The organism is Streptomyces sp. NPDC127190 (assembly GCF_042672505.1).
Classification (GTDB): Bacteria; Actinomycetota; Actinomycetes; order Streptomycetales; family Streptomycetaceae; genus Streptomyces.
In genome coordinates, this window is the sequence record NZ_JBHXVE010000042.1 from 1 (window position 1) to 23,710 (window position 23,710).

Here is a 23,710-nt window from a genome sequence, read left to right on the forward strand (position 1 = left end):
CCGCGCGGGGGGGGCCGGGGGGGCGCGCGGCGGGGGCCGGCGGGGGGGGGGCGGGGCGTGGGGGGGCGGGGCGGGGGGGGGGGGGGGGGGGGGGGGGCGGGGGGGGGGGGGGGGGGGGGGGGGTGATGCCGGAGTGGCTGACGAAGGTGCCGCGCGCGGCCAGGTGCGGGTGGTGCGGGGCCTCGCGCAGGGACAGCACCGGGGCCACACAGGCGTCGGACCCCTCGAAGAGGGCCGTCCACTCGTCCCGGGTGCGGGCCTTGAAGCGGGCGGCGATCTTTTCGCGCAGCTCGCCCCAGCGGGTCCAGTCCGTGCGCGCGCCGTCCTCCTCGGCCAGGCCGAGCAGGCGCAGGAACTCGTCGTAGAACTGCTCCTCCAGGGCGCCGACCGCGATGTACCGGCCGTCGGCGGTCTCGTAGGTGCCGTAGTAGGGGCAGCCGCCGTCGAGGAGGTTGGCGGCGCGCCGGTCCTGCCAGCCGCCGGCCGCCAGCATGCCGTGGATCATCGCGGACAGGTGGGCCGCGCCGTCCACGATGGCGGCGTCGACCACCTGTCCGGTGCCGGTCGCGCGCGCGTGGTGCAGCGCGGCGAGCACGCCGACCACCAGGTAGAGCGAACCGCCCGCGTAGTCGCCGAGCAGGTTGGCGGGGACGGGCGGGGGCTCGTCCGGCCGGCCGATCATGCCGAGGGCGCCCGTGACGGCGATGTAGGCCACGTCGTGGCCGGCGCGGGGGGCGAGGGGGCCGTCCTGGCCCCAGCCGGTCATGCGGCCGTAGACCAGACGGGGGTTGCGGGCGTGGCAGTGCTCGGGGCCGACGCCGAGCCGCTCGGCGACGCCCGGGCGGTAGCCCTCGATCAGGATGTCGGCCCGCTCGGCGAGATCGAGGACGCGCGCGGGTCCGTCCGCCGCCTTGAGGTCGACGACGACCGAGCGCTTGTTGCGGTTGGTGAGGTCGCGGGCCGGGTCGATGCCGATGCCGGGGCCGCCCGGGCGGTCCACCCTGACCACGTCGGCGCCGAGGTCGCCCAGGAGCATGGCGGCGAACGGGCCCGGCCCGATGCCGGCCAGCTCCACCACGCGCACGCCGGTGAGCGGGCCGTCCTGCCCCGGCTTCACTGCCGTCGTCATCGAGCCCCCAAGCGAGTGTGACACTACCGATGTAACACCGGTGATGCTAAGAACACGTTCCACCGGACACAAGACCTGAACGAGCAAGCGCTTAGCCAAGTGCCCGGAGCGTCCGGGATCACCCGGACGGATGAAAGGCCGGTCGTCGGAGCGCGCACACCTCACGCTAGCCTCAGCGACCGACGGCGGCGCGGGCTGCGGGACGAAGGGGTGTCATGGCCAGGCTGAAAAGGACGGACCGTCCGTACGACCTCGTGCTCTTCGGAGCGACGGGCTTCGTCGGAACGCTGATAGCGGAGTACCTCGCCGCGCACGCGCCGCGGGACCTGCGCTGGGCGATAGCGGGCCGCGACGCACGCAAGCTGGAGCGGCTGCGCGAAGCGCTGCCCGGCGGCGCGGAGATCGGCGTACTGCGCGCCGACGTCGCCGAACCGGACACCGTGCGGGCCCTCGCCGACCACGCGCGCGTGGTGGCCACGACCGTGGGGCCGTACATCCTGCACGGCGAGGCGCTGGTCGCCGCCTGCGCGCAGGCCGGCACCGACTACCTGGACCTCACCGGTGAGCCGGAGTTCGTGGACCTGATGTACGTCCGGTACGACGCACGCGCGCGGGAGACCGGCGCCCGACTGGTGCACGCCTGCGGCTTCGACTCCGTGCCGCACGACCTGGGGGTGTACTTCACCGTCCGGCAGCTGCCGGAGGGGGTGCCGCTGACCGTGGACGGGTTCGTGAGCACCGACGCGGCGTTCTCCGGGGGCACGCTGGCCTCGGTGCTGAACCAGATCGCCCGCGGCCGGCAGATGCTGTCCGCCGCGCGCGAGCGGGCCCGGCACGAGCCCCGGCTGCTCGGGCGCCGGGTGGCGACCCCGGCGGGCGCGCCGCGGTTCGCCGGGGAGGTCGGCGCGTGGGCGGTGCCGCTGCCGACGATCGATCCGCAGATCGTGCGCCGCTCGGCGAAGGCGCTGGAGCGGTACGGCCCCGACTTCCGCTACCGGCACTTCGCCGCGGTCCGGCATCTGCCGGTCGCGCTCGGCGGGGTCGCCGCCGTCGGTGCCGTCGCGGCGGCCGCCCAGCTGCCGCCCGCCCGGCGCTGGCTGTCGGACCGGCTCAAGCCGGGTGACGGGCCGAGCCCGGAGAAGCGGGCGCGGAGCTGGTTCACCGTGCGGTTCGTCGGCGAGGGCGGCGGGCGGCGGGTGTTCACCGAGGTGGCGGGCGGCGACCCGGGGTACGACGAGACGGCCAGGATGTTCGCCGAGGCCGCGCTGTGCCTGGCCTTCGACGAACTGCCGCCGACGGCCGGGCAGGTCACCACCGCGCAGGCGATGGGCGACGCGCTGACCGAGCGGCTGCGCGCCGCCGGGATCACCTTCCGGGTGGCCGCCGAGACCGCGAGCGCCTCCACGCGCGCGTGAGGCACCGCCCGGTTCAGGAGGCCGGCGCCCGGCGCGCCGTCGCCTCCTGGAGCGCCCTGCGGCACAGGGCGTCCGCCCGGCGCGTGGTCTCCGGCAGCCGGTAGGCCGGGGCCAGCGCCAGGGTGTGCGCCACGGCGTTGTCCAGGCTCACCCGGTGGCCGACCGAGACGAAGACCGGCTTGACGCCGTCCCTGGTGCGCACCGCGCGGCCGACCTCCTCGGTTCCGGCGAGCAGCGGCGCGCACGCGCCGCGCGCGGGGGCGGGGTCGTCGTAGGTGAAGGTGAACGGGTTCTTGGCGACGCCGATGGTCGGCAGGTCCAGGAGCACACCCAGGTGGCTGGCGAGGCCGAAGCGACGGGGATGGGCGAGGCCGTAGCCGTCGCACACGACCAGACCGGGCGGGCACGGCAGCCGCTCCAGGGCGGCCCTGACCGTGGGGATCTCACGGAAGGCGAGCAGCCCGGGCACATAGGGGAAGGAGATGCGGCCGACGGCGGTCGCCTCGGCCACCACCTCCAGGGTGGCCGCGTCCAGGACGACTGCCGCCGCGGCGACGAGGTCGAGGTCGTCGTCGTAGGCGACGTCCACGCCGGTGACCCGGCCGCTGCCGGGCGGCGGCCCGGGTTCGTCGAGCACCACCCGCCCGCGCAGTTCGTCCTGGACCGCGCGGGCCTCGTCCTCGGTCGCGGGCCAGCCCGCGGGTACGCCTACGGTCGTCATGGTGGGCACGACTGTACGGCTTCCCGGCCGGCCCCCGGACGCCAGGGGGTCCCCGGGCTCAGCCCTTCTTGGCGTTCAGCGCACGCTGGAGCTCGTCCTTGTTCATATGGGAGCGGCCCTCGATGCCGCGCTGCCTGGCCTCGTTGTAGAGCTGGTCGCGGGTGGGGCCGTGGGACCCGACGCGGTTGCCCGACCGCTGGCCGCCGCGCTCGGAGGACGACTTGCTGTCCTGCGTGGAGCTGCGGCTGGCGGTCTTGGACTCGCCGGAGCGGGCACGTTCCTTGTTCACGGTCCGCGCGGCGATCTCCTTGGCGCGTCCGGCACTCTCGCCCCGGTCCTGCGCGCTCTCCTTGATGTGCTCGTACTGACGCTCGCGCTTCGGGCTGGAACCGGCTGGCATGATCGCTCCCTTCCTCGCGCCGATGCCTTGCTGCACGCCGCCGAGTACCCGCCCTCGGGGCTTCTACCGGCCAGGCATGAACGCGGTGACCGAGGTCACTCGTTCCCCGCGTGCACGCAACGGCCGGATCCGTCGTCTCTCTCAGTGCCGGGCGTCGCACCCGGACGTAGCCCAGCCGTCACGAGGGAGCAAGGCGTTGTCAACCGTCATCGAGCAGCCCGTAGAGGCCCGTCTCGTCGCCGCCGCACCGCGCATGCCGAGCATTCCCGCCACGCTGCGCTACGACCGCAGTGATCCGTTCGCCGTCCGCATGACCTTCCCGGCCCCGGCCACCCTGGAGGGCGTGGAGGTGTGCTGGACCTTCTCCCGTGAGCTGCTCGCGGCCGGGCTGGAGGGGCCCGAGGGCCTGGGCGACGTCCGGGTCCGGCCGTACGGGTACGACCGCACCGTGCTGGAGTTCCACGCCCCGGAGGGCACCGCGCTGGTGCATGTGCGCTCGGGTGAGATACGGCGGTTCCTGGCCGCGACGGACGAGCTGGTGCCGGCCGGCCTCGAACACCTCCAGCTGGACCTGGACCACGGTCTGGCCGAGCTGATGCGCGACGCCTGCTGAGCCCTCCGCGCCCGGCGCCCAGGCGGATTCAATTCCGTTGACAGCGCTGCGCGCCCTTCCTACCGTGTAATCGGTCCTGTTGCCGTCGATTGGAGAAGGACGTTGCTCGTCTGAGGTCCTGAGACACCGCGTTCACCCCCCTGAGGTGTGCGTGGCGTACGACCTCGGCGTCCGAGCCGTCCTTTGGCGCACAGGCCCTTTTTCCGTTCTCGGGCCTCCTCGTGCCCCGGGTCCTTCGGTGTCCGCCTCGCGGTGTCTCCCACGCGCTCGCCCCGACCGCACCCACCCACACCGCGAGGCCCTTGTGTCAACGAACCTCACCTGCACCGCCCTCTCCTTCGCCTGGCCCGACGGCACCACCGTCCTCGACGGCCTCGATCTCGCCTTCGGCCCCGGCAGAACCGGTCTCATCGGCGTCAACGGCTCCGGCAAGTCCACCCTGCTGAGGCTGCTGGCCGGCGAACTCGTCCCGGCCGCCGGTGCCGTCAAGGCCACCGGCGAGATCGGCTATCTCCCGCAGAACATCACCCTGGACACCACCCTCCGCGTCGACGAGGCCCTCGGAATCGCCGGCCGGCGGGCCGCGCTGCACGCCATCGAGTCGGGCGACACGGCCGAGGAGCACTTCGAGGCGGTCGGCGACGACTGGGACGTCGAGGAGCGCGCCCTCGCCACGCTCGGCGAACTCGGCCTCGGCCACCTCGGCCTGGACCGCACCGTCGGAGAGGTGTCCGGCGGCGAGTCGGTGCTGCTGCGGCTGGCCGCGCTGCTGCTGCGCCGCCCGGACGTGCTGCTGCTGGACGAACCCACCAACAACCTCGACCTGTACGCGCGCCGCCGGCTCTACCAGGCCGTCGGCTCCTGGCCGGGCATCCTGGTCGTGGTCAGCCACGACCGGGAACTGCTCGACCTGGTCGACCAGATCGCCGAGCTGCGCTCCGGCGAGGTCACCTGGTACGGCGGCGGCTTCTCGGCCTACGAGGAGGCCCTCGCGGTGGAGCAGGAGGCCGCCGAGCGGATGCTCCGGGTCGCCGAGGCGGATCTGCGCAAGCAGAAACGGGAACTCGTCGACGCCCAGGTCAAACTGGCCCGCCGCAAGCGGTACGGGCAGAAGATGTGGGACAGCAAGCGAGAGCCCAAGATCGTCATGGGAGCGCGCCGACGCGCCGCCCAGGAGTCCGCCGGCAAACACCGCATCCTGCACGAGGAGCGGCTCGCCGAGGCTAAGGAGCGCCTGGACGTGGCGGTGGAGGCCGTACGGGACGACGACGAGATCCGCGTCGAGCTGCCGTACACGGCCGTACCGCCCGGCCGGCAGGTCCTCACCCTGGAGAACCTGGAACTCGCCCACGGGGCACGCGTCCCGGGGATCCTCGACCTGCGCGGCCCGGAGCGGATCGCGCTGGTCGGGCGGAACGGCTCCGGCAAGACGACCCTGCTGCGGACCGTCGCCGGACAACTGGCCCCGGTGGCCGGCGTGGCCACGGCGCATGTCCCGCTGCGGTTCCTGCCCCAGCGGCTGGACGTGCTGGACGACGAGCGGACGGTCGCCGAGAACGTGGCCCGGTTCGCGCCGGCCGCCACCAACAACCGGGTCCGGGCGCGGCTCGCCCGCTTCCTGTTCCGGGGGGCGCGGGCGGACCAGAAGGCGGCCACCCTCTCGGGCGGCGAGCGGTTCCGGGCGGCCCTGGCCGCGCTGATGCTCGCCGAACCGGCACCGCAGCTGCTGCTGCTCGACGAGCCGACCAACAACCTCGACATGGCGAGCGTACGGCAGCTCGTCTCGGCCCTGGAGTCGTACGAGGGCGCACTGCTCGTGGCCAGCCACGACCTGCCCTTCCTGGAGTCGGTCGGCATCACCCGGTGGCTGCTGATGGAAGGGGGCGAACTGAGGGAGATCGCACCGGAGGATGTCGGGCTGGGCACAGCCTGACAACGAGGGTTTTGCCCAGGCCGGAGCGGGCTGCATGATGGCGGACCGGTGCCGGACCTCGTCCGGCGCCGGTCCGCGCCACTGCCGCGACCGAACCGTCCGACCGATACGAAAGGCTTCTCGTGCCCAGCAAGAAGGCCCTCGTCCGCCGCCCCAGCCCCCGTCTCGCCGAAGGCCTGGTGACGCACATCGAGCGGGAGAAGGTCGATGTGGAGCTCGCCGTGCGGCAGTGGGAGGCGTATGTCGAGGCGCTGCGCGCCCACGGCTGGGAGACGGTCGAGGTCGAACCGGCCGACGACTGCCCGGACTCGGTGTTCGTCGAGGACACCGTCGTGATGTTCCGGAACGTGGCGTTGATCACCCGGCCCGGTGCCGGTCCCCGCCGGGCGGAGACCGCCGGTGTCGAGGAGGCGGTGGCGAGCCTCGGCTGCTCGGTGAACTGGATATGGGAGCCGGGCACCCTGGACGGCGGCGATGTGCTGAAGGTCGGCGACACGGTCTACGTCGGCCGGGGCGGGCGCACCAACGTGGCCGGTGTCCAGCAGCTGCGGGCCGCCTTCGAGCCGCTGGGCGCGCGCGTGGTGGCCGTGCCGGTGAGCAAGGTGCTGCATCTGAAGTCGGCGGTGACCGCGCTGCCCGACGGCACGGTGATCGGGCACATCCCCAAGGTGGACCGGCCCGCGCTCTTCCCGCGCTTCCTGTCGGTGCCGGAGGAGTCCGGCGCCCATGTGGTGCTGCTCGGCGGGCACAAGCTGCTGATGGCGGCGAGCGCCCCGAAGACGGCGGAGCTGCTGACCGATCTCGGCCACGAGGTGATCACGGTGGACATCAGCGAGTTCGAGAAGCTGGAGGGCTGTGTGACCTGTCTTTCGGTGCGACTGCGGGAGCTGTACGCCTGATCGGGTGATTCTGTCAGCCCGACAGCCCCGGGACCTGGTGGGTCCCGGGGCTGTTCCGTATGCCGTCAACCCGGGTCCGACCTCGCTGATCAGCAGCCTTTACGGCGAACTTAACCTACGGGTTCGTAACCTACGGATTCGTAGCCTACGATCACGTACGTTCCGGCGCCGCTCGCCGGCACTTCCCCCACCCTCACCCCCTTAGCTCGGCGTCCCCCTGGAGTTTCCATGACGATCACTTCCCCTCACCTCGGCAGCCCGTCCGTCTGGACCGACGCGCGGCTGCTGTACGCACTGGAGGAAGTGGTCGAGACCGAGCTGAACCGGCATCTGAAGGTCGCCAAGGACTGGATGCCGCACGAGTACGTGCCCTGGAGCGACGGCCGTAACTTCCCCGGTGTGTTCGAGGACGGGCAGGCCTGGGAGCAGGACCAGTCCAAGGTGACGGACATCGGGCGGATCGCCCTCGTGGTCAACCTGCTCACCGAGGACAACCTGCCGAGCTACCACCACGAGATCGCCTCGCTCTTCGGCCGCGACGGCGCGTGGGGCACGTGGGTGCACCGCTGGACGGCCGAGGAGGGCCGGCACGGCATCGTGATGCGGGACTACCTGCTCACCTCGCGGGCGGTGGACCCGGACAAGCTCGAGCGTTTCCGCATGGCCCACATGAGCGAGGGCTTCGAGTCCGACAACCGGCACTCGATGCTGCACTCGATCGCCTATGTCGCGTTCCAGGAGCTGGCCACCCGGATCTCGCACCGCAACACCGGGCACCAGTCCGGCGACCCGGTCTGCGACCGCATGCTGGCGCGCATCGCGACCGACGAGAACCTGCACATGGTCTTCTACCGCAACCTGCTGAAGGCCGCCTTCGAGCTGGCCCCCGACCTGACCATGCAGGCGGTGCGGGACGTGGTCGTCAACTTCCGGATGCCCGGCCACGGCATCCCGGGCTTCGAGCGGGCAGCCGCGCAGATGGCCATCGGCGAGGTGTACAACCTGCGCATCCACCACGACGACGTGCTCCAGCCGGTGCTGCGCTTCCTGAAGGTCCTGGAGATCGACGGGCTCGGCCCCGAGGGGCGGCAGGCGCAGGAGGAGCTGGGCCTGTTCATGGGCGGCCTGGACGCGGAGGCCGCGAAGTTCGACGAGCGCCTCGCCGCCCGCAAGGCCCGCCTGGCAGCCCGCCACACCGGCTGACCGCGACAGGGGTGGGCCCGGCGAAGTCGCGCTGGGCTCACTGGACGAGGTACGACGACGGGGGCGCGGACTTCTTCAGGGACGTCAGGCCCAGCCGAAGGTGCACGGGATCGGCCACGGCCGCGCAGGCTCGTCACAGGTAGCGCAGGCTCAGCAGAAGACGCAGGCTCGGCCATCACTCCGCAGGTGCTGCCACAGGTGGCGCAGGCCAATGGGACGACGCACGCGGCTCGGCCGTCACTGCGCGGGCTCGCCGGCAGGTGGCCGACGCTTGGCAGAGGGCATGTGGGTCAGGGGGAGGTGCGGCGGAGGGCGAGGCGTTCTTTCTCGGAGAGGCCGCCCCAGACGCCGAAGCGCTCGTCGTTGGCGAGTGCGTACTCCAGGCAGGCGGGACGCAGCTCGCACAGGCCGCAGATGCGCTTCGCCTCGCGCACGGAGCTGCCCGGCTCGGGGAAGAAGAAGTCCGGCCCGGTCTGCGCGCACAGGGCCTGCGCCCGCCAGGTCTCGTCGGCCGGGGTGATGGTGTCGAAGTACATGCCCAGGATGGTGCCGGGCCGTGAAAAACGTTCGATCAACAGCGCGTCAACGGCGCCGCTGGGAGCTCCCGCCGCCTCGATGATGCGCCGCCGGTCCCCCGCCGCGCACGGCGGCGCGCGGGACGGGGCGAAATCCAGGGGGCAGCAGCGGTCACCGTGAGTGAGCGGGGTTCCGGCGGCGGTTGTCAGTGGGCGGTGCCAGACTCGGCAGTGCACAGGACGGGACCCCTTCGAGGAGGGCACATGCTCACCACCCGTTTCGTCAACGGCGCTCCGAACTGGGTCGATGTCGCCACCCCGGACATCGACGGCGCCGTCTCCTTCTACGGCGGTCTCTTCGGCTGGCGGTTCGAGTCGGCCGGGCCGGACGCCGGCGGCTACGGCTTCTTCCAGCAGGACGGCCGGACCGTCGCCGGCGGAATGCAGACCGGCCCCGAGCAGGGTCCGCCGGCCTGGACGGTGTATTTCCAGAGCGAGGACGCGCAGGCCACCGCCAAGGCGGCCGAGCAGGCCCACGGCACCGTGCTGCACCAGCCCGTCGATGTGATGGGCCAGGGCCATGTGGCGATCCTCGCGGACGAGGCCGGGGTGCCGTTCGGGATCTGGCAGCCCGGGCGCAGAAAGGGCCTGGACGTGGCGGGCGATCCCGGCTCGCTGTGCTGGGTCGAGCTGTACACCCCGGACATCGCGGCGGCCGCCCACTTCTACCACCAGGTGCTCGGCCTGGAGACCTCGGCGGTGCCGTTCCCGGGCGGGACGTACACCTGCGTCAACCCGGCCGAGGGCGGGGAGGACGCGATGTTCGGCGGTTTCGTGCCGCAGGCCGCCGCCGGCGCCGAGGGAGAGGGCCGCCCGTACTGGCTGCCGTATTTCGAGGTCGAGGACACCGACGCCGTCGTCGCCCGCGCGGAGGAACTCGGCGGCACGGTCGCCGTCCCCGCGACGACGATGGAGGGCGTGGGCCGCATGGCCAGACTCACCGACCCCTACGGCGCCCGCTTCGCGGTGATCCGCAGCGAGCAGCGGCAGGGCTGAGCCCCGCACGGCGCCGGTGACCTCACGCGGAGGCGCGACGTACCAGGGTGGTCGGGACGATGACGGGGGACGGCGCGTCGGCCGGGGTGTGGTCGGCGCGCCGGTCGCCGGACAGCCTGCGCAGCAGCAGCCGGGCCATCAGCCGGCCCATCTCCTCGATCTCCTGACGGACCGTCGTCAGCGGCGGCTCGGTCTGTTCGGCGACGGGCAGTACGTCGTCGAAGCCGATCACGGCCACGTCCTCGGGCACCCGCCGGCCGGAGCCGCGCAGGACGCGCAGGGCGCCGAGCGCGGTGAGGTCGTTCGCGGCGAAGACGGCGTCCAGGTCCGGGCAGCGGACGAGGAGTTCACGCATGGCCCGTTCTCCGCCGGCCGGGGTGAAGTCGCTCTCCACGACCAGCCGGGCCTGGTCCGCGCCGGGCAGGGCGCCGACGACGTCCCGGTAGCCGTCGAGCCGGTCCACCGCCGAGGTCTGGTCCAGCGGGCCCGTGATGTGCGCGATACGACGGCGGCCGAGGTCCACGAGATGGCGTACGGCGGCGCGGGCCCCGCCCCGGTTGTCGCAGTCGACGTACACCACGCCCGGGTCCTGCGCCGGGGCGCTCTCGCTCCAGCCGGGCCGTCCGCCGAACACGGTGGGGACACCGGCGTCGTGGATCAGTGCGGGCAGCGGGTCGTCCAGGTGCAGGGAGAAGACGAGCGCTCCGTCGACATGGCCGCCGGCGAGATAGCGGGCCACGCGTGCGTGGTCGGCGCGGCCCTCGGTGAGCAGCAGTACCAGCTGGTTGTCGTGGGCGGTCAGTTCCTTGCTGATGCCGCGCAGTTGCAGGGCGAAGAAGGGGTCGGCGAAGACCCGGGTCTCGGGTTCCGCGATGACGACCGCGACGGCGTCGTGCCGCCGGGTGACGAGGGTGCGGGCCGCCTGGTTGGGCACATAGCCGAGTTCCTCCACGGCCTGGCGGACCCGGGCGGCCAGCGGCTCGCGGACACGGTCCCCGCCGTTGACGACCCGGGACGCGGTGGCCCGGGACACGCCGGCCCGCGCGGCCACGGCCTCCAGCGTGGGGCGCGACACTGCCTCGGTCACTTCGGGACTCCTCCTCGCGCGGCTGGCGCTCAGGATAGCCGCGCCGGCCTCGGGTGATCCGGGGCCGGGAGAGGCACTCGACCGCTCAGGGGGTCTGTTCGCGGCGGGCGCGGCTCGGCTGGACCCGCTTCGGTTCGCCGGGCATCTTCGGGTACTCCGGCGGATACGGCAGATCGCCCAGGCCGTGGTCGTGTTCGTCGCGGCGGGCCAGCTCCAGCAGGGCGTCCAGGGAGTAGGCGTGGTCGTCCATGTCGGCGTGCACATCGCCGAGTTCGGCGAAGCGGCCCGGCATGGTGGCGAGGTCGAAGTCACGGGGGTGGGCGGCTTCCACCTCGTCCCAGCGCAGCGGCGCGGAGACGGGGGCGTGCGGGCGCGGCCGTACCGAGTAGGCGGAGGCGATGGTGCGGTCCCGAGCGGTCTGGTTGTAGTCGAGGAAGATGCGGCGACCCCGTTCCTCCTTCCACCACTTGATCGTCACCTGCTCGGGCATCCGGCGTTCCATCTCCCGCCCGACGGCGATCGCGGCGCGCCGTACCTGGGTGAAGGTCCAGCGGGGTTCGATGGGCACGAAGACATGCAGGCCACGGCCGCCGGAGGTCTTGGGCCAGCCGCGCAGCCCGCCGAACTCGTCCAGTACGGCGCGCAGTTCGTGGGCGGCGCGGACGGCGTCGGCGTACTCGGTGCCGGGCTGCGGGTCGAGGTCGATGCGCAGTTCGTCGGGGCGGTCGACATCGGTGGCGCGTACCGGCCAGGGGTGGAAGGTGAGCGTGCCGTACTGAGCGGCCCACACCACGGCGGCCTCTTCGGTGGGGCACATCTCGTCCGCGCTGCGGCCGCTGGGGAAGGTGATGTGGGCGGTCGGGATCCAGTCGGGCATGCCCTTGGGAGCCCGTTTCTGGAAGAACCACTCGCCGCCGACGCCGTCCGGGTAGCGCTCCAGGGTGGTCGGGCGGTTGCGCAGGGCACGCAGGATGCCGGGACCGACGGCGGTGTAGTACCGCGCGAGGTCCAGCTTGGTGAAACCACGCTCGGGGAAGAACACCTTGTCCGGGCTGGACAGCCGTACCGTCCGGCCGCCCACCTCCAGTTCCACCGCATCGCCCATGCGGCCACGGTAGGCGCACCCCACGGCGGGCGCATACCGGGCGACACATGAGGTATGCGAGCAGAATCGGGGGCATGGATCTGCCGGTGATGCCGCCCGTGAAGCCGATGCTCGCCAAGTCCGTGGCGAAGATCCCGCCGGGCATGCACTACGAGGCGAAGTGGGACGGCTTCCGTGCGATCGTGTTCCGGGACGGGGCCGAGGTCGAGCTGGGCAGCCGTACCGGAAAGCCGCTGACCAGGTATTTTCCCGAGCTGGTCGGGGCGCTGAGAGAGCGGGTGCCCAGGCGCTGCGTGCTCGACGGGGAGATCGTGATCGCGCGCGGCGGCCGGCTGGACTTCGACGCGCTGACCGAGCGGATCCACCCGGCGGACTCGCGGGTGCGGATGCTGGCCGAGCGGACCCCGGCGTCCTTCGTCGCCTTCGACCTGCTCGCGCTGGACGACACCTCGCTGCTCGACGTGGAGCTGACCGACCGCCGGGCGCTGCTCGACCGGGCCCTCGCCGAGGCCACCCCGCCCGTGCATCTGGCGCCGGCGACGACCGACCTCGGTGTGGCGCAGGGGTGGTTCGAGCAGTTCGAGGGCGCCGGTCTCGACGGGATCGTCGCCAAGCCGCTGACGCTGCGCTACCTCCAGGACCAGCGCGCCATGTTCAAGATCAAGCACGAGCGGACCGCCGATGTCGTCGTCGCCGGCTACCGCTTCCACAAGAGCGGCCCGGTCGTGGGCTCGCTGCTGCTGGGACTGTACGACGAGGAGGGCCGGTTGCAGCATGTGGGCGTGTCGGCCGCGTTCGCGATGAAGCGGCGGGCCGAGCTGGTCGAGGAGCTGGAGCCGCTCCGGATGGACGACGTGGCCGGGCATCCGTGGGCGGCCTGGTCCGACGAGACCGCCCATGAGACGGCCCGGCTGCCGGGCGCGCCGAGCCGCTGGTCGGGCAAGAAGGACCTGTCCTGGGTGCCGCTGCGGCCGGAGCGGGTCGCCGAGGTGGCCTACGACCACATGGAGAACGGTCAGCGCTTCCGGCACACGGCCCGCTTCCGCCGCTGGCGCCCGGACCGCACCCCGGAGAGCTGCACCTATGCGCAGCTGGAGGAGCCGGTGCGGTACGACCTCGCGGAGATCCTCGGGGAGCGGCACCACTGAGCCACCCCTGCGACCGCCGAGGCCACAGCCACGGCTACGGCTACGGCTACGGCTACGGCTACGGCTGCATGAGGATCTTGACGGCGCCGTCCTGCTTGCGCTGGAACATCTCGTAGGCGTGCGGCGCGTCCGTCAGCGGCAGCCGGTGCGTGGCGAAGTCCTCGACGCCGAGCGGGTCCTCCTCGGTCAGATACGGCATGATCACGTCGGTCCAGCGCCGGACGTTGGCCTGGCCCATGCGCAGCTGGATCTGCTTGTCGAACAGGGTGAGCAGGGGCATCGGGTCGGCCGTCCCGCCGTACACACCGCTGAGCGAGATCGTGCCGCCGCGCCGTACCAGGTCGATGGCCATGTACAGGGCGCCGAGCCGGTCGACGCTGAAGCGTTCCGCGAGCGGTCCGCTCAGTTTGCGGGGCAGCATCCCGGTGGCCGTCTGGGCGAGCTTGGCGGCGGCGCTGCCGTGCGCCTCGGTGCCGACGGCGTCGATCACCGCGTCCGGGCCGCGCCCGCCGGTCTCGTCCCAGATCGCGTGCACCAGCGACTTCTCGTCGTCGAAGGCGCGCAGGTCGTAGGTGGTCACACCCCGGCGCTGCGCCCGGGCGAGCCGCTCCGGCACCAGGTCGACGCCGAAGACCCGCTCGGCGCCACGGGCGAGTGCCACCCGGCAGGCCATGTCGCCGATCGGGCCCAGACCGAGGACGGCCACGGTGCCGCCGGGCGGGACGGCGGCGTACTCGACGGCCTGCCAGGCGGTGGGCAGCACGTCGGAGAGATAGACGAACCGGTCGTCCGGCGGGCCCTCGGGCACCTTGATCGGTCCGAACTGCGCCTGCGGCACCCGCAGATACTCGGCCTGACCGCCCGGGACCGCGCCGTACAGGCGGGTGTAGCCGAACAGGGCGGCGCCCATGCCCTCGCCGGTGACCTGGGTGGTCTCGCACTGGGTCGGCAGCCCGGTGAGGCACATCCAGCAGTTTCCGCAGGCGATCTGGAACGGCACCACGACCCGGTCGCCCGCCTTGAGATCGGGTACCCCGGGGCCGACCTCCTCGACGATGCCCATGGGCTCGTGCCCGAGGATGTCGCCGGGGGTCATGAACGGGGTGAGCACCTCGTACAGGTGCAGGTCCGAGCCGCACAGCCCGGTGGAGGTGATACGGACGACGGCGTCCGTGGGTTCCTCGATCCTCGGGTCGGGCACGTCCTCGACGCGGACGTCCCGCCGGCCCTGCCAGGTGACTGCCTTCATGGGGTCGCGCTCCCTCGGTCGCGGGCGCGCCGCCTCGCTCCGGCGCAGCCGGGGCTGCCGATGGCTGCGTCCGGTCGGCGGCGGCGCCGTCCTGTTCGCGGCGGCGCCCGGGTACCCGTACGACCGCGCGCCGAACCCCCTCCCCCGGCCCCGACCGCGCACCCGGGTCGGCCCGTGGGCCCGTTCGACCCGCCGGACGGGCGGGACCGTACCCAGCGCGCTATGGCCGACACGACTCTGCGGGCGCAGAATCAGACCACACGGACGGGGTGACAAGCGTGGGCATGGGACACAGGGCGCGCCCCCGGCGCGCCGCGCTGACGGTGGCACTGCTGGCCGCCACGCTGACGGCGTCGCTCATGGCCGGCTGCACCGGCCCGCAGCACGGCGCAAACGACCGTGCCCCGCACCGCACCCCGGCACCGACCGCGCCCGCCGCGGCCGGGTCGCCGCTCGCCGTGAAGATCGACAATGTGCCCGCGGCGCGTCCGCAGACCGGGCTGGACACGGCCGACGTGGTGTACGCCGAGCAGGTGGAGGGCGGACTGAGCCGGCTGATGGCGGTGTACGCGACCAGGCTGCCGAAGACGGTCGGCCCGGTGCGCAGCGCCCGCGAGTCCGATCTGGAGCTGCTGCGCCAGTTCGACCGGCCGTTCCTGGCGTTCTCGGGGGCCCAGCGCAAGCTGCTGCCGCTGATCGGCCGGGCGCCGCTGCGTGAGGAGTCCCCCGACCAGGCCCCGGCCGCCTATGTCCGGAGCAACGGCAGGGCCGCGCCGCACAACCTCTATCTGCACCCGGCCCGGCTGCTGCCCGCCGCCCCGGGCCGGGCCGCGCTGAGCACCGGCTTCCGCTACGGCCCGGCGCCCGCCGGGGGCACGCCCACGGCCGCCCGCACCGTGCGCTATCCCGCGGCCCGCTTCACCTTCACCTGGTCCGCCGGGCGGGGCGGCTGGCTGGTCGCGATGGACGGCACCCCGGCGGTCACCCCGGGCGGCGCACGGATCGCCCCGCCGACGGTCGTCGTGCAGTATGTGCGGGTGCATATGTCCCGCTATCACGATGTGCTCGGCAACCCGACGCCGTACACCGAGACGGTGGGATCGGGCCGGGCGGAGGTGCTGCGCGACGGACGGTCCTTCGCCGCCGGCTGGTCACGGCGGGCCGCCACGGACGGTACGGCGTTCACGGCGGCCGACGGCAGCCCGCTGGACTTTGCCGACGGCCAGGTGTGGGTGGTGTTCGCGGCGGCGCCGTGAGGTGCCTCCCCGGGAGACCGGCGGGGTCTCTCGGGGTTCGGCTCCCCTAGGGAATCCGTCCCTCCTCCAGCCCCTCCAGCGCCTGTCGGGCCTGTGCCACCAGTCCCTCGGCTCCGCAGGACCGGGCCAGGTCCAGGCCCCGGTGGAGTTCCGTGGCCGAGCCGGCGGCGATGCCGTACTCGATGCGGGCCGCGGCGTGTTCGAACTGGCAGGGTGAGGCCTCCAGATAGGCGACGGCCCGGCCCGCCAGCTGGACCGCGCGCGGCCCGGTCTCCAGGGCGGCGGCGCAGCGCAGGGCCTCGCCGATCGCGGTGTCGGTGCCGAAGCGTTCGGCCTGGCGGCGGGCGTCGGTGACGAGCTGGGCCGCGCGGGACGGGTCCTGGCCGGCGAGGGCCTTGGCGAGGTCGATCGCCCAAGGGGCCAGCACGGGGTTGTGGCCGCCGCGGGTCACGGCGGTCTTCTCGGCGGCCTCGAGTTCGTTGATGCCTTCCTCGGTGCGGCCGACGGCGAGCAGCAGCCGCCCGCGCACGGACCGGATGTCGGGCAGCACGATGGTGGACGGGTAGGGCGGTGCGAAGCCGTACTGCTCCGCGACCGACCAGGCCTCCTCGACCCGGCCGCGGGCCAGCAGGGTGTCGACCAGTCCGCAGCTGGCCGACCAGTACAGCGGCAGGCGGCGGCCGACGCGTTCGGCGAGGGCGAGTGCCTCGCGCAGGGTGGTCTCGGCGTCCTTGAGGCGGCCCTGTCTGCGGTAGGCGAGGCCGAGGAAGGCGTTGGCCAGGGAGAGATGGCCACCGCGCCAGCCGGCGCCGGTGTAGACGCGCAGGGCCTCGGCGAAGAGGCTCTCGGCCCGGTCGAGCCGGTCGGCGTAGGCGTACGCGCTGCCGAGCATCATCAGCAGTTCGATGCCCCACTCGCGGTCGGTCCAGCCGAGGCCGGGTGCGAGCCGGCCGTTGACCAGGGCGCGGTCGCACAGCTCGATCACCTCCTCGGCGTTCTCGCCGTGGGTCATGGCGTCGAAGCCGCGCAGGATCAGCAGGGCGCGTTCGGAGTTGTCGCGGCCGGTGCAGGTGCGGGCGAGTTCGGCGAGGCGCCGGGAGCGGGCCGGGGAGACGGTCTCGCCGTGGATGCCCTCCCACATGAACTGGAAGGCCTGGAGCCGCATCCGGACGGGGCCCGCGTCGTGCCGGGCGGCCTCGGCCTCGATGGTGCGGACGGCCTCCTCGAGTTCGTCGTTGTGCAGCAGGGCCTGGGAGAGGCGGACGACGGCGTCGACGCGGTCGCGTCCGGTGAGGCCGGGCATGCCGAGCGCGCTCTGGAGGTGGCCGATGGTGACGGCGGGCGCGGTCAGCAGGGTGGCGCAGCCCAGTTCGTACAGGACGTGGGCGTGCACCTCGGGGAGCGGCGGCTCCTCCAGGGCGCGTTCCAGACAGCGGCGGGCCGCGTCGGGCGCGCCGACGGCGAGGTTCTCGCGGGCGGCCTCGCGCAGCTGCTCGACGAGTTGCTCGTCGCCCTCGGGGTGCACCTTCAGCAGGTGCCGGGCGGCCTGGGCGGCGCCGCGGCCGTGTTCGGTGATGATCTGGGCGGCGACCCCGTGCATGGCGGTGCACATGGCGGGCGGGATCGAGTGGTAGACGGCGGTGGCGATCAGCGGGTGGACGAACTCCAGCTCGCCCGGGGCGGGTTCGGCGTGCACAGCCGGGTCGGGTGCGGTGAGGATGCGGGCGGCGCAGAGGAGTTCCGCGCAGTGCCGGGCGACGCCCTCGTCCATCGTGGCGAGGCGGGCGACCATGTCGACGGTGATGCCGGTGCCGAGGATGGCCGCAGCCCAGGCGAACTGGGTGGCCTCCAGGCCGAGTTCCATCAGCCGGTCGACCAGTCCGCCGCCGCGGGCGGCGCGGTTGAGGGCGCGCAGTTCGCCGGCCCGGGCCTCGACCGGCGTCACCTCGCTGTCCTGCACCTTGGCGAGGAGTTCGACGGTGTCGTAGGGGTTGCCGGCGGTGACGGCCCAGACCTCGCGGCAGAACGCGTCGTCGGCGTGCCGGCCGAGGGCGGCGCGGGTGATGCCCGCGGTGGCGGTGGGGGTGAGGGCGTTGAGGTTGCTGACGGCGTGGCCCGCGGCCGCGGCCACCGCGTCGAGGTGGCGGGCGCTCTCGCCGCCGGCCTCGCCGGGGCGGCGGCCGACCACGACCAGGACGGAGAGGTCCTCCAGGCGTTCGGCGAACGCGGCGAGCCAGCGCAGGGTCTCCTGGTCGGCCCAGTGGGCGTCGTCGATCAGCAGCACGAGCGGCCACTCGCGGCGGGCGAGCCGGCGTACGGCGGCGACGAGTCCGTCGCAGACGTACTGCGGGTCGGGGTTGTCCTCGCCGGGGTCGACTATCCCGAGGGCGGGGCCCGCGATGTCGTACCAGTCGCCGAGGTACTCGCGGGCCTCCTCGGGGAGCAGGGACAGCAGCGCGGGCTGGAGCAGCTGCCGCACCACGTTGAAGGGGACGGATCGCAGTGTCTCGGCGCCGCGGGCGGACCACACGGCGCAGCCGCGGCGTTCGGCCATGCGGCGGGTCTCGGCCAGCAGTGCGGTCTTGCCGATCCCGGCCTCGCCCCGGAACACCAGCAGACTGCCCGCCGACGACTGGTCGGCGCACAGGACGTCGAGCGCCTGTGCGACGGCGGCGATCTCGGCATCCCGCTCCCACAGGGAACCCGAGGCGGCTGCCGGCGGCCGTCCCTCCGTCATCCCGTTACCTCCCCAGGTCGCCCGAATGACGTACAGACCACGAGCCTAGCCGTCCGGGATGAGGTGTGGTGGCCGGTCGGGGCGACTGTTGACCCGCCGAGTGAACGCGGGGGCGGACAGGCGACGCGGAAGCCCACCCGACCAGCCGGTGAGCGGCTGACGGTCCGTCAACACGCGGCGTCGCCCCCAGGCGTTCCGCCGGACGCGGTCTTGCGCGGCTTCGCCCGGATGCGCGCCGGGGCCTCCCCGGCCGGCAGCCGTGCAAGGGCCGCGCGCAATCCGCGGCGCATCCTCTCATCACACTTTCACCGTTGCCTCATACGGTGGGGGCATGACGCAGGTGACTCCTCCCGGGTGGTACCCCGATCCCGGGCAGACGAATGACGGTCCGCCCACCGAGCGCTGGTGGGACGGCACGGCCTGGACGGACCGGACCCGCCCCGCCGGGACGGGCGCCCCCTGGGGTCCCCCGGCGGGCCCGCAGCCGTCGGCCGCCCCGGGGTACGGCGTGTATCCGGAGTCTCCGGGGACTCCCGGAGATCCGGGGAGCGCGGGGTATCCGGGGGCTGCGGGATACCCGGGGTATCCCGTGCAGCCGGCGGTCCGGTCCCGGACGGGACTGCGGACGGGCATAGCCGTCGCGGCCGCGGCCGCGGTCCTGGCCTGTATAGGGATCGGCGTGTACGCCCTGTCCAAGGACGACGGCGGCAGCGGCACCCGGGCTGGTGCGCAGCGGGGGCCGGGAGGTGTCCCGGACCGGGGCCGGGGCGGTGGGCCGGGCGGGTCCGGAGGTTCGGACGGGTCCGGTGAGTCGGGTGGGTCCGGGGGCGGTGCCTCGCCGTCGCCGCGGGCGTCCGGCGCGCCCAAGATCAAGGGCGGCGGCACGGTGCCGGATCCGGTCGACGGCATCAGCCTGCCGGTGCCGAAGGGCTGGACCGGGCAGACGATCAGCGTCGGCGCCCAGGTGACCTCGGACGACTCCTACACCTGCCCGGGCAACGGCAAGCAGACGTGCACGGCGGGCGGCGCCTACTCGGCTCCCGCGGTGGCGCTGGGCACCGAGGGCGAGACCGCGGAACAGGTCGCCAAGGCGGACATCGCGGCCAACGCCAAGCAGTCGTACGGCGGCACGACCTACGGCAGCATCACCTCGCACCAGGTGCTCGCGTCCCGGGCCGTGACGGTGGCCGGGCAGAAGGGCTATCTGGTGCGCTGGAAGGCGGTCACCAGCAAGGGCGCCGACGGCTATGTGGAGTCGGTCGCCTTCCCCTCGCCCAACGACGCCAAGCAGATGGTCGTGGTGCGCTTCGGCGTGGACGTCGGGCAGGACGTGTCCGTCATCGACACCATCGTGAAGGGGATCAGGATCTCGTCCGGCGGCGGCGACGGCCAGAACGTCTGAGGCACCCGGCGGGTCCGCCACGTGATGCGGCCGGGTGGGGCTCCCCTCCGCTCAAGGAGGAACCCCACCCGGCCGGTGGTGCGCGCCGCCCCCGTCCCCACGGTGCGGCGCGAGCAGGTCACCGTCCGGTCATCCCGGTGAACGGCGGCCTGGGTCTCAGGTCAGCCCGAGTGCGGGCAGCACGGCGGCCTCCACGAACCGCAGGAGGTAGCCCGCGTCGGCGTACTGGCCGTTGAGGACCGGCCGGACGCGCAGTACGCCGAACATCATCGCGGGGACGAACTCCAGCGCCGGGTGCCCCTCGGGCACCTCGCCCCGGGCCACGCCCCGGGCGAGCATCCCCTCCAGCGCGGCGATCTCCGGGTGGACCAGCGCCTCGCGCAGCGCCTCGGCCAGCTCCTTGTCCGCCGTCACCGCGTGCCCCAGCGCCTGGAGCAGCTTGGTGTCCTTGCCGGACCAGTCGCCCGCGGCCCGCGCTGCCTGGCGCAGGTCCTCGGCGAGCGAGCCGGTGTCGATCCCGGCGAACCGGACCCGGCGGCTGGCCCGCAGGGCGGCCGCGACGAACTGGGGTTTGGTCTTCCACTGCCGGTAGAGCGTGGACTTGCTGCACCGGGTGCTGGCGGCGACGCCCTCCATGGTGACGGACTCGTACCCGCACTCGCGTATCTGCTCCAGCACCGCGTCGAAGAACTCCCGCTCACGCTCCGGCGTGATCTTGGAGCGGCGCGAGGCGACGACCGACTCCGGTCCCTCCGCGGCCTGCGACGTCATGCCGTGCTTCCCCTCACTCGTGTACGGCCGGTGCCCTCCTTCGGCACCGGAGTCCGGTCAGGCGCTTCTCGAGCGCCGTCCGAAACATGTCTCCAGTGTGTCGCACATCAATCGATACGCCAGTGTACCGGTACCCAAGCGTATCGGTACACTGGCGTATCGGAACGACAACGTATCGATGAGTGCTCCACGCACCACCGGCACACCGTCCACGCACCACCGTCACGCACCACCACGTCAGCGAAGGGGGCCGGGGGATGAACGCCCGCACCGAGCCTGCGGAGGCAGAAGCGGAGCCATACGCTCCGAGCGCTCCGGACGCGACATCGCGCCCGCCGCTGCTGCGCGAGTTCCTGCTCGTCGCCGGGCTGTTCCTCGTCTACAAGCTCGGCCGCCAGCTGGCGACCGGCCACACCGCGAACGCCTTCCACAACGCCCACCGCGTCTGGGACCTGGAGCGGGCCGTACACCTGCCGCACGAGACCGCCGTACAGTCGGCGCTGCTGCACGGCGACACCCTCGTCCGCCTGGCGAACACCTACTACGCGACCGTCCACTTCCCGGCCACGCTCGCCTTCCTGGTCTGGCTCTATCTGCGCCGGCCGCTGCACTACATATGGGCGCGGCGGGTCCTCGCGGTCGTCACCACGGCGGCCCTCGTGCTGCCGTTCACGTTCCCGCTGGCCCCGCCGCGCATGCTGACCGGCACCGGCCTGGTCGACACCGCCCGGATCTACGGCCCCTCGGTGTACGGCCCGCCGTCCAGCGACCATCTGTCCAACCAGTTCGCGGCGATGCCCTCGCTGCACTTCGGCTGGGCGCTGATGGTGGCGATCGGGCTGATCGCGGCCACCCGGTCCCGCTGGCGCCCGCTGTGGCTGCTGCACCCGCTGATCACCCTGCTGGTCATCGTGGGCACGGCCAACCACTACTGGCTGGACGCGCTCGTCGCGACCGCCATGCTGGGTCTCACCCTCGCCGTCATCCGCCCGCCGCGCCGGACGCCCGGCACCGCCGGCCCCGACACCCGTGACCAGGGCACCCGTGATCAGGGCACCCGTGGCCAGGACATCCCCCGCCGCCAGGTCCTGGTCGGAGCGGGCCGATGAACGCCCCCGCCCTGATCGCCGTCGCGCTGTCGCTGGTCTCGGCCGTCGCCTACGCCCTCGCCGCCGTCGCCCAGGAGCGCCTGGCCTCGCGCAGCGCGGGCACCGGCCTGCTGCGCCTGCTCGGCACGGGTGCCTGGTGGTCGTCGGTCGGTCTGAACGCGGCCGCCGCGCTGCTGCACGTCGTGGCTCTCCGGTACGGCCCGCTCACCGTCGTCCAGCCGCTGGGCGCGCTCACCCTGGTCGCGGCCGTCCCGCTGGGCGCCCGGGCGGCCGGGCGGCGGGTCAGCACGGCGGAGTGGCGCGGCACGGCGCTGACGCTGCTGGGGCTCGGCGCGCTGCTGGTCACCGCGTCGGGTCCGGCACCCGAGCGGGTGCTGAGCCTGCCCGAGGCGGTGGCGGTGGCCGGTACGACCGCGGCGCTGATCGGGCTGCTGTCCCGGCCCGGCGCCCGGCCGGGCCTCCGGCACGCGACCGCCTCCGGTATCGCCTCCGGGGTCGCTTCCGCGCTCACCCAGACGGTGACGGTGGCGGCCACCGACCGGTCCGGCCCGGTCCTGGGCGTCGAGGTCATCGTGGTCGCGGTGCTCGTCGCCGCCTTCGCGGTCGGCGGACTGCTGCTGTCCCAGACCGCGTACCGCGGCGGCCTCGGCGCCCCGCTGGCCCTGGTCACCCTCACCAACCCGACGGCGGCCGCGGTGATCGGGCTCACCCTGCTCGGACAGGGCCTGCGGGGCGGCGCCGCCGGTGTGCTGCTGGCGCTGGCCGGGGCGGGCCTGGCCGCGTGGGGCGTGCTGCTGCTCACCCGGGTGTCGCCGCAGGCCGGGTACCCCGGCGACGAGACGGACGCGATGTACGACGGCCACGACGACGCCGACCACCCGGTGGCCGCGGTGCTGGCGCTGGAGCCGGAGACGGCCACGGCCGAGCCGGCGCTGGTGCCGCGCCAGCCGGAACAGCCGGGACACCTCACGGCGCTGTGAACGGTGCCGCGAGCGGCACGGTGGGCGAACAACGGCGGCGGCCGGTCCGCGCGCGTCTCGCGTGGACCGGCCGCCGTTGCCGTACTCCCCGTCCGCCCCAGTGCGGCGCCGCTCAGTTCCAGCCGCGCTGGTCCTGCTTGAGGGCGGTGTCGACGGTCAGGGCCGTCGCGACCACCAGGCTCAGCAGCGGCTCGGGCAGCTGGTAGTGGATCTGAAGGACGTAGTTGTCGGCGGTGGTGAACAGCGTCTTGGCGAGGCCTTCCCAGGTCTTGGTGATCCGGGCGACCTCGTTGTCCGCGTGGTCCACGATGGCGAAGTTCCAGGCCCGCCAGTTCTCCGCCTTGATCGCGCCGACCTGTTGGCCGCCCGCGTTCATGGCGAAGTTGATCTTTCCGATCATGTTCTGCTGGACGATCTCACCGACCTCGGAGCCGTCCGGGCGGGTCACCACGACCCGGGACTTGAAGATCTTCGCGGGCCGGGTCAGCAGCAGCTGCGGCCGGCCGTGGGCGTCGCGGATCTCCAGCTTGTGGGTCATGAACTGGTCCCAGCTGGAGACGAAGCGCAGGATCTTCTTCAGTACGCCCTGGCCGACCTCGGTGACCGAGCCGATCTCCCGGCCGTGCTGATCCATGACCTTGTACTCGTTGGTCACCTCGATCAGCTTGGCCTTCTGGTTCACCACCAGCACGGGCTCGGTGAACAGGGTGCCCCCGCCGGGACCGGCGGCCGCGATCCCGGCCTGCTGCTGCACCTGACGCTGCACCCTGGGGTCGGCGGCCTGCTGCTGCGGGATGTGAGCGGCGGCCTGCTGCGGCGCCTGGCCCTGCTGCGGCTGCTGGTTGGTGTGCTCGGTCCACTGGGCCCCGTCCCAGTAGCGAAGCGTCTGCGGAGCCCCGTGCGGATCGGGATACCAGCCTGCGGGGGTGTTCGATTGCGTGGTCACCGGGGCACACTACCCTGCCCTGACCGGTACCTGACC

At 73.2% G+C, this 23,710-nt stretch carries 21 protein-coding genes; 11 read left to right on the forward strand and 10 right to left on the reverse strand.

From position 1 onward, the window contains the following. The coding region (locus tag ACFVIU_RS36835) for a CaiB/BaiF CoA transferase family protein (protein ID WP_385847993.1) at window positions 1-1,129 on the reverse strand (1,129 nt) is incomplete at its 3' end. A 215-nt stretch (window positions 1,130-1,344) separates the two neighbouring features. Between ACFVIU_RS36835 and ACFVIU_RS36840 the strand changes: the two genes are divergently transcribed. Further along, window positions 1,345-2,544: a saccharopine dehydrogenase family protein gene (locus ACFVIU_RS36840; protein WP_385847995.1), complete on the forward strand. Its 1,200-nt coding sequence runs from the start codon at window positions 1,345-1,347 to the stop codon at window positions 2,542-2,544. Between the two features lie 13 nt (window positions 2,545-2,557). Here ACFVIU_RS36840 and ACFVIU_RS36845 read toward each other — a convergent pair whose 3' ends face one another. Beyond that, entirely contained in the window at window positions 2,558-3,265 is a 708-nt protein-coding gene (locus ACFVIU_RS36845) for an endonuclease V (RefSeq protein WP_385847997.1), read from the reverse strand. A gap of 58 nt (window positions 3,266-3,323) precedes the next feature. After that, the gene (locus ACFVIU_RS36850; protein ID WP_385847998.1) at window positions 3,324-3,665 is read right to left on the reverse strand and encodes a plasmid stabilization protein; all 342 of its coding nucleotides are present in this window, start codon (window positions 3,663-3,665) and stop codon (window positions 3,324-3,326) included. A 196-nt stretch (window positions 3,666-3,861) separates the two neighbouring features. Between ACFVIU_RS36850 and ACFVIU_RS36855 the strand changes: the two genes are divergently transcribed. The 4 genes from ACFVIU_RS36855 (at window position 3,862) to ACFVIU_RS36870 (ending at window position 8,313) form a co-directional block, all read left to right on the forward strand. After that, window positions 3,862-4,278, forward strand: a complete 417-nt coding sequence (locus ACFVIU_RS36855) for an SsgA family sporulation/cell division regulator (RefSeq protein WP_385848000.1) — start codon at window positions 3,862-3,864, stop codon at window positions 4,276-4,278. 304 nt (window positions 4,279-4,582) lie between these two features. Further along, window positions 4,583-6,211 (forward strand): ABC-F family ATP-binding cassette domain-containing protein, encoded by a 1,629-nt coding sequence (locus ACFVIU_RS36860; RefSeq protein WP_385848001.1) that lies wholly within the window; start codon window positions 4,583-4,585, stop codon window positions 6,209-6,211. Between the two features lie 122 nt (window positions 6,212-6,333). After that, window positions 6,334-7,110, forward strand: coding sequence for a dimethylargininase (gene ddaH, locus ACFVIU_RS36865; RefSeq protein WP_385848003.1), 777 nt, complete (start codon window positions 6,334-6,336; stop codon window positions 7,108-7,110). Window positions 7,111-7,338: 228 nt separating this feature from the next. Beyond that, window positions 7,339-8,313: an acyl-ACP desaturase gene (locus ACFVIU_RS36870; protein WP_385848005.1), complete on the forward strand. Its 975-nt coding sequence runs from the start codon at window positions 7,339-7,341 to the stop codon at window positions 8,311-8,313. Window positions 8,314-8,603: 290 nt separating this feature from the next. Here the strand turns inward: ACFVIU_RS36870 and ACFVIU_RS36875 are convergent, their stop codons facing one another. Next, window positions 8,604-8,849: a WhiB family transcriptional regulator gene (locus ACFVIU_RS36875; protein WP_385848006.1), complete on the reverse strand. Its 246-nt coding sequence runs from the start codon at window positions 8,847-8,849 to the stop codon at window positions 8,604-8,606. 243 nt (window positions 8,850-9,092) lie between these two features. Between ACFVIU_RS36875 and ACFVIU_RS36880 the strand changes: the two genes are divergently transcribed. After that, complete coding sequence (locus tag ACFVIU_RS36880; RefSeq protein ID WP_385848008.1) at window positions 9,093-9,884, forward strand: VOC family protein; 792 nt, start codon at window positions 9,093-9,095, stop codon at window positions 9,882-9,884. Between the two features lie 22 nt (window positions 9,885-9,906). Here ACFVIU_RS36880 and ACFVIU_RS36885 read toward each other — a convergent pair whose 3' ends face one another. After that, window positions 9,907-10,971 (reverse strand): LacI family DNA-binding transcriptional regulator, encoded by a 1,065-nt coding sequence (locus ACFVIU_RS36885; RefSeq protein WP_385848009.1) that lies wholly within the window; start codon window positions 10,969-10,971, stop codon window positions 9,907-9,909. An 85-nt stretch (window positions 10,972-11,056) separates the two neighbouring features. Continuing rightward, window positions 11,057-12,076 carry a non-homologous end-joining DNA ligase gene (gene ligD / locus ACFVIU_RS36890; protein ID WP_385848011.1) on the reverse strand — a complete coding sequence of 340 codons (1,020 nt, stop codon included), beginning with the start codon at window positions 12,074-12,076 and terminating at the stop codon, window positions 11,057-11,059. A gap of 74 nt (window positions 12,077-12,150) precedes the next feature. Here ligD and ACFVIU_RS36895 point away from each other — a divergent pair, with 74 nt between their 5' ends. Next, window positions 12,151-13,224, forward strand: coding sequence for an ATP-dependent DNA ligase (locus tag ACFVIU_RS36895; protein ID WP_385848012.1), 1,074 nt, complete (start codon window positions 12,151-12,153; stop codon window positions 13,222-13,224). A gap of 58 nt (window positions 13,225-13,282) precedes the next feature. Here ACFVIU_RS36895 and ACFVIU_RS36900 read toward each other — a convergent pair whose 3' ends face one another. Next, entirely contained in the window at window positions 13,283-14,473 is a 1,191-nt protein-coding gene (locus ACFVIU_RS36900) for a zinc-dependent alcohol dehydrogenase (RefSeq protein WP_385848013.1), read from the reverse strand. 284 nt (window positions 14,474-14,757) lie between these two features. Here ACFVIU_RS36900 and ACFVIU_RS36905 point away from each other — a divergent pair, with 284 nt between their 5' ends. After that, window positions 14,758-15,729 (forward strand): DUF3048 domain-containing protein, encoded by a 972-nt coding sequence (locus ACFVIU_RS36905; RefSeq protein WP_385848014.1) that lies wholly within the window; start codon window positions 14,758-14,760, stop codon window positions 15,727-15,729. Between the two features lie 46 nt (window positions 15,730-15,775). On the opposite strand, the gene ACFVIU_RS36910 is transcribed toward ACFVIU_RS36905, so the two are convergent. Then, window positions 15,776-18,466 (reverse strand): ATP-binding protein, encoded by a 2,691-nt coding sequence (locus ACFVIU_RS36910; RefSeq protein WP_385848016.1) that lies wholly within the window; start codon window positions 18,464-18,466, stop codon window positions 15,776-15,778. A 331-nt stretch (window positions 18,467-18,797) separates the two neighbouring features. On the opposite strand from ACFVIU_RS36910, the gene ACFVIU_RS36915 reads away from it, so the two are divergent. After that, window positions 18,798-19,868, forward strand: a complete 1,071-nt coding sequence (locus tag ACFVIU_RS36915; protein ID WP_385848018.1) for a DUF2510 domain-containing protein — start codon at window positions 18,798-18,800, stop codon at window positions 19,866-19,868. A 156-nt stretch (window positions 19,869-20,024) separates the two neighbouring features. Here ACFVIU_RS36915 and ACFVIU_RS36920 read toward each other — a convergent pair whose 3' ends face one another. Next, complete coding sequence (locus tag ACFVIU_RS36920; RefSeq protein WP_385848019.1) at window positions 20,025-20,639, reverse strand: TetR/AcrR family transcriptional regulator C-terminal ligand-binding domain-containing protein; 615 nt, start codon at window positions 20,637-20,639, stop codon at window positions 20,025-20,027. A gap of 257 nt (window positions 20,640-20,896) precedes the next feature. Here ACFVIU_RS36920 and ACFVIU_RS36925 point away from each other — a divergent pair, with 257 nt between their 5' ends. Both ACFVIU_RS36925 and ACFVIU_RS36930 read left to right on the forward strand, forming a co-directional pair. Further along, window positions 20,897-21,748: a phosphatase PAP2 family protein gene (locus ACFVIU_RS36925; RefSeq protein WP_385848021.1), complete on the forward strand. Its 852-nt coding sequence runs from the start codon at window positions 20,897-20,899 to the stop codon at window positions 21,746-21,748. Then, window positions 21,745-22,728: a hypothetical protein gene (locus tag ACFVIU_RS36930; RefSeq protein WP_385848022.1), complete on the forward strand. Its 984-nt coding sequence runs from the start codon at window positions 21,745-21,747 to the stop codon at window positions 22,726-22,728. The genes ACFVIU_RS36925 and ACFVIU_RS36930 overlap by 4 nt, the downstream gene beginning before the upstream one ends. Window positions 22,729-22,840: 112 nt before the next feature. On the opposite strand, the gene ACFVIU_RS36935 is transcribed toward ACFVIU_RS36930, so the two are convergent. Further along, window positions 22,841-23,674, reverse strand: a complete 834-nt coding sequence (locus ACFVIU_RS36935) for a phospholipid scramblase-related protein (protein WP_385848024.1) — start codon at window positions 23,672-23,674, stop codon at window positions 22,841-22,843. Window positions 23,675-23,710: the final 36 nt, after the last annotated feature.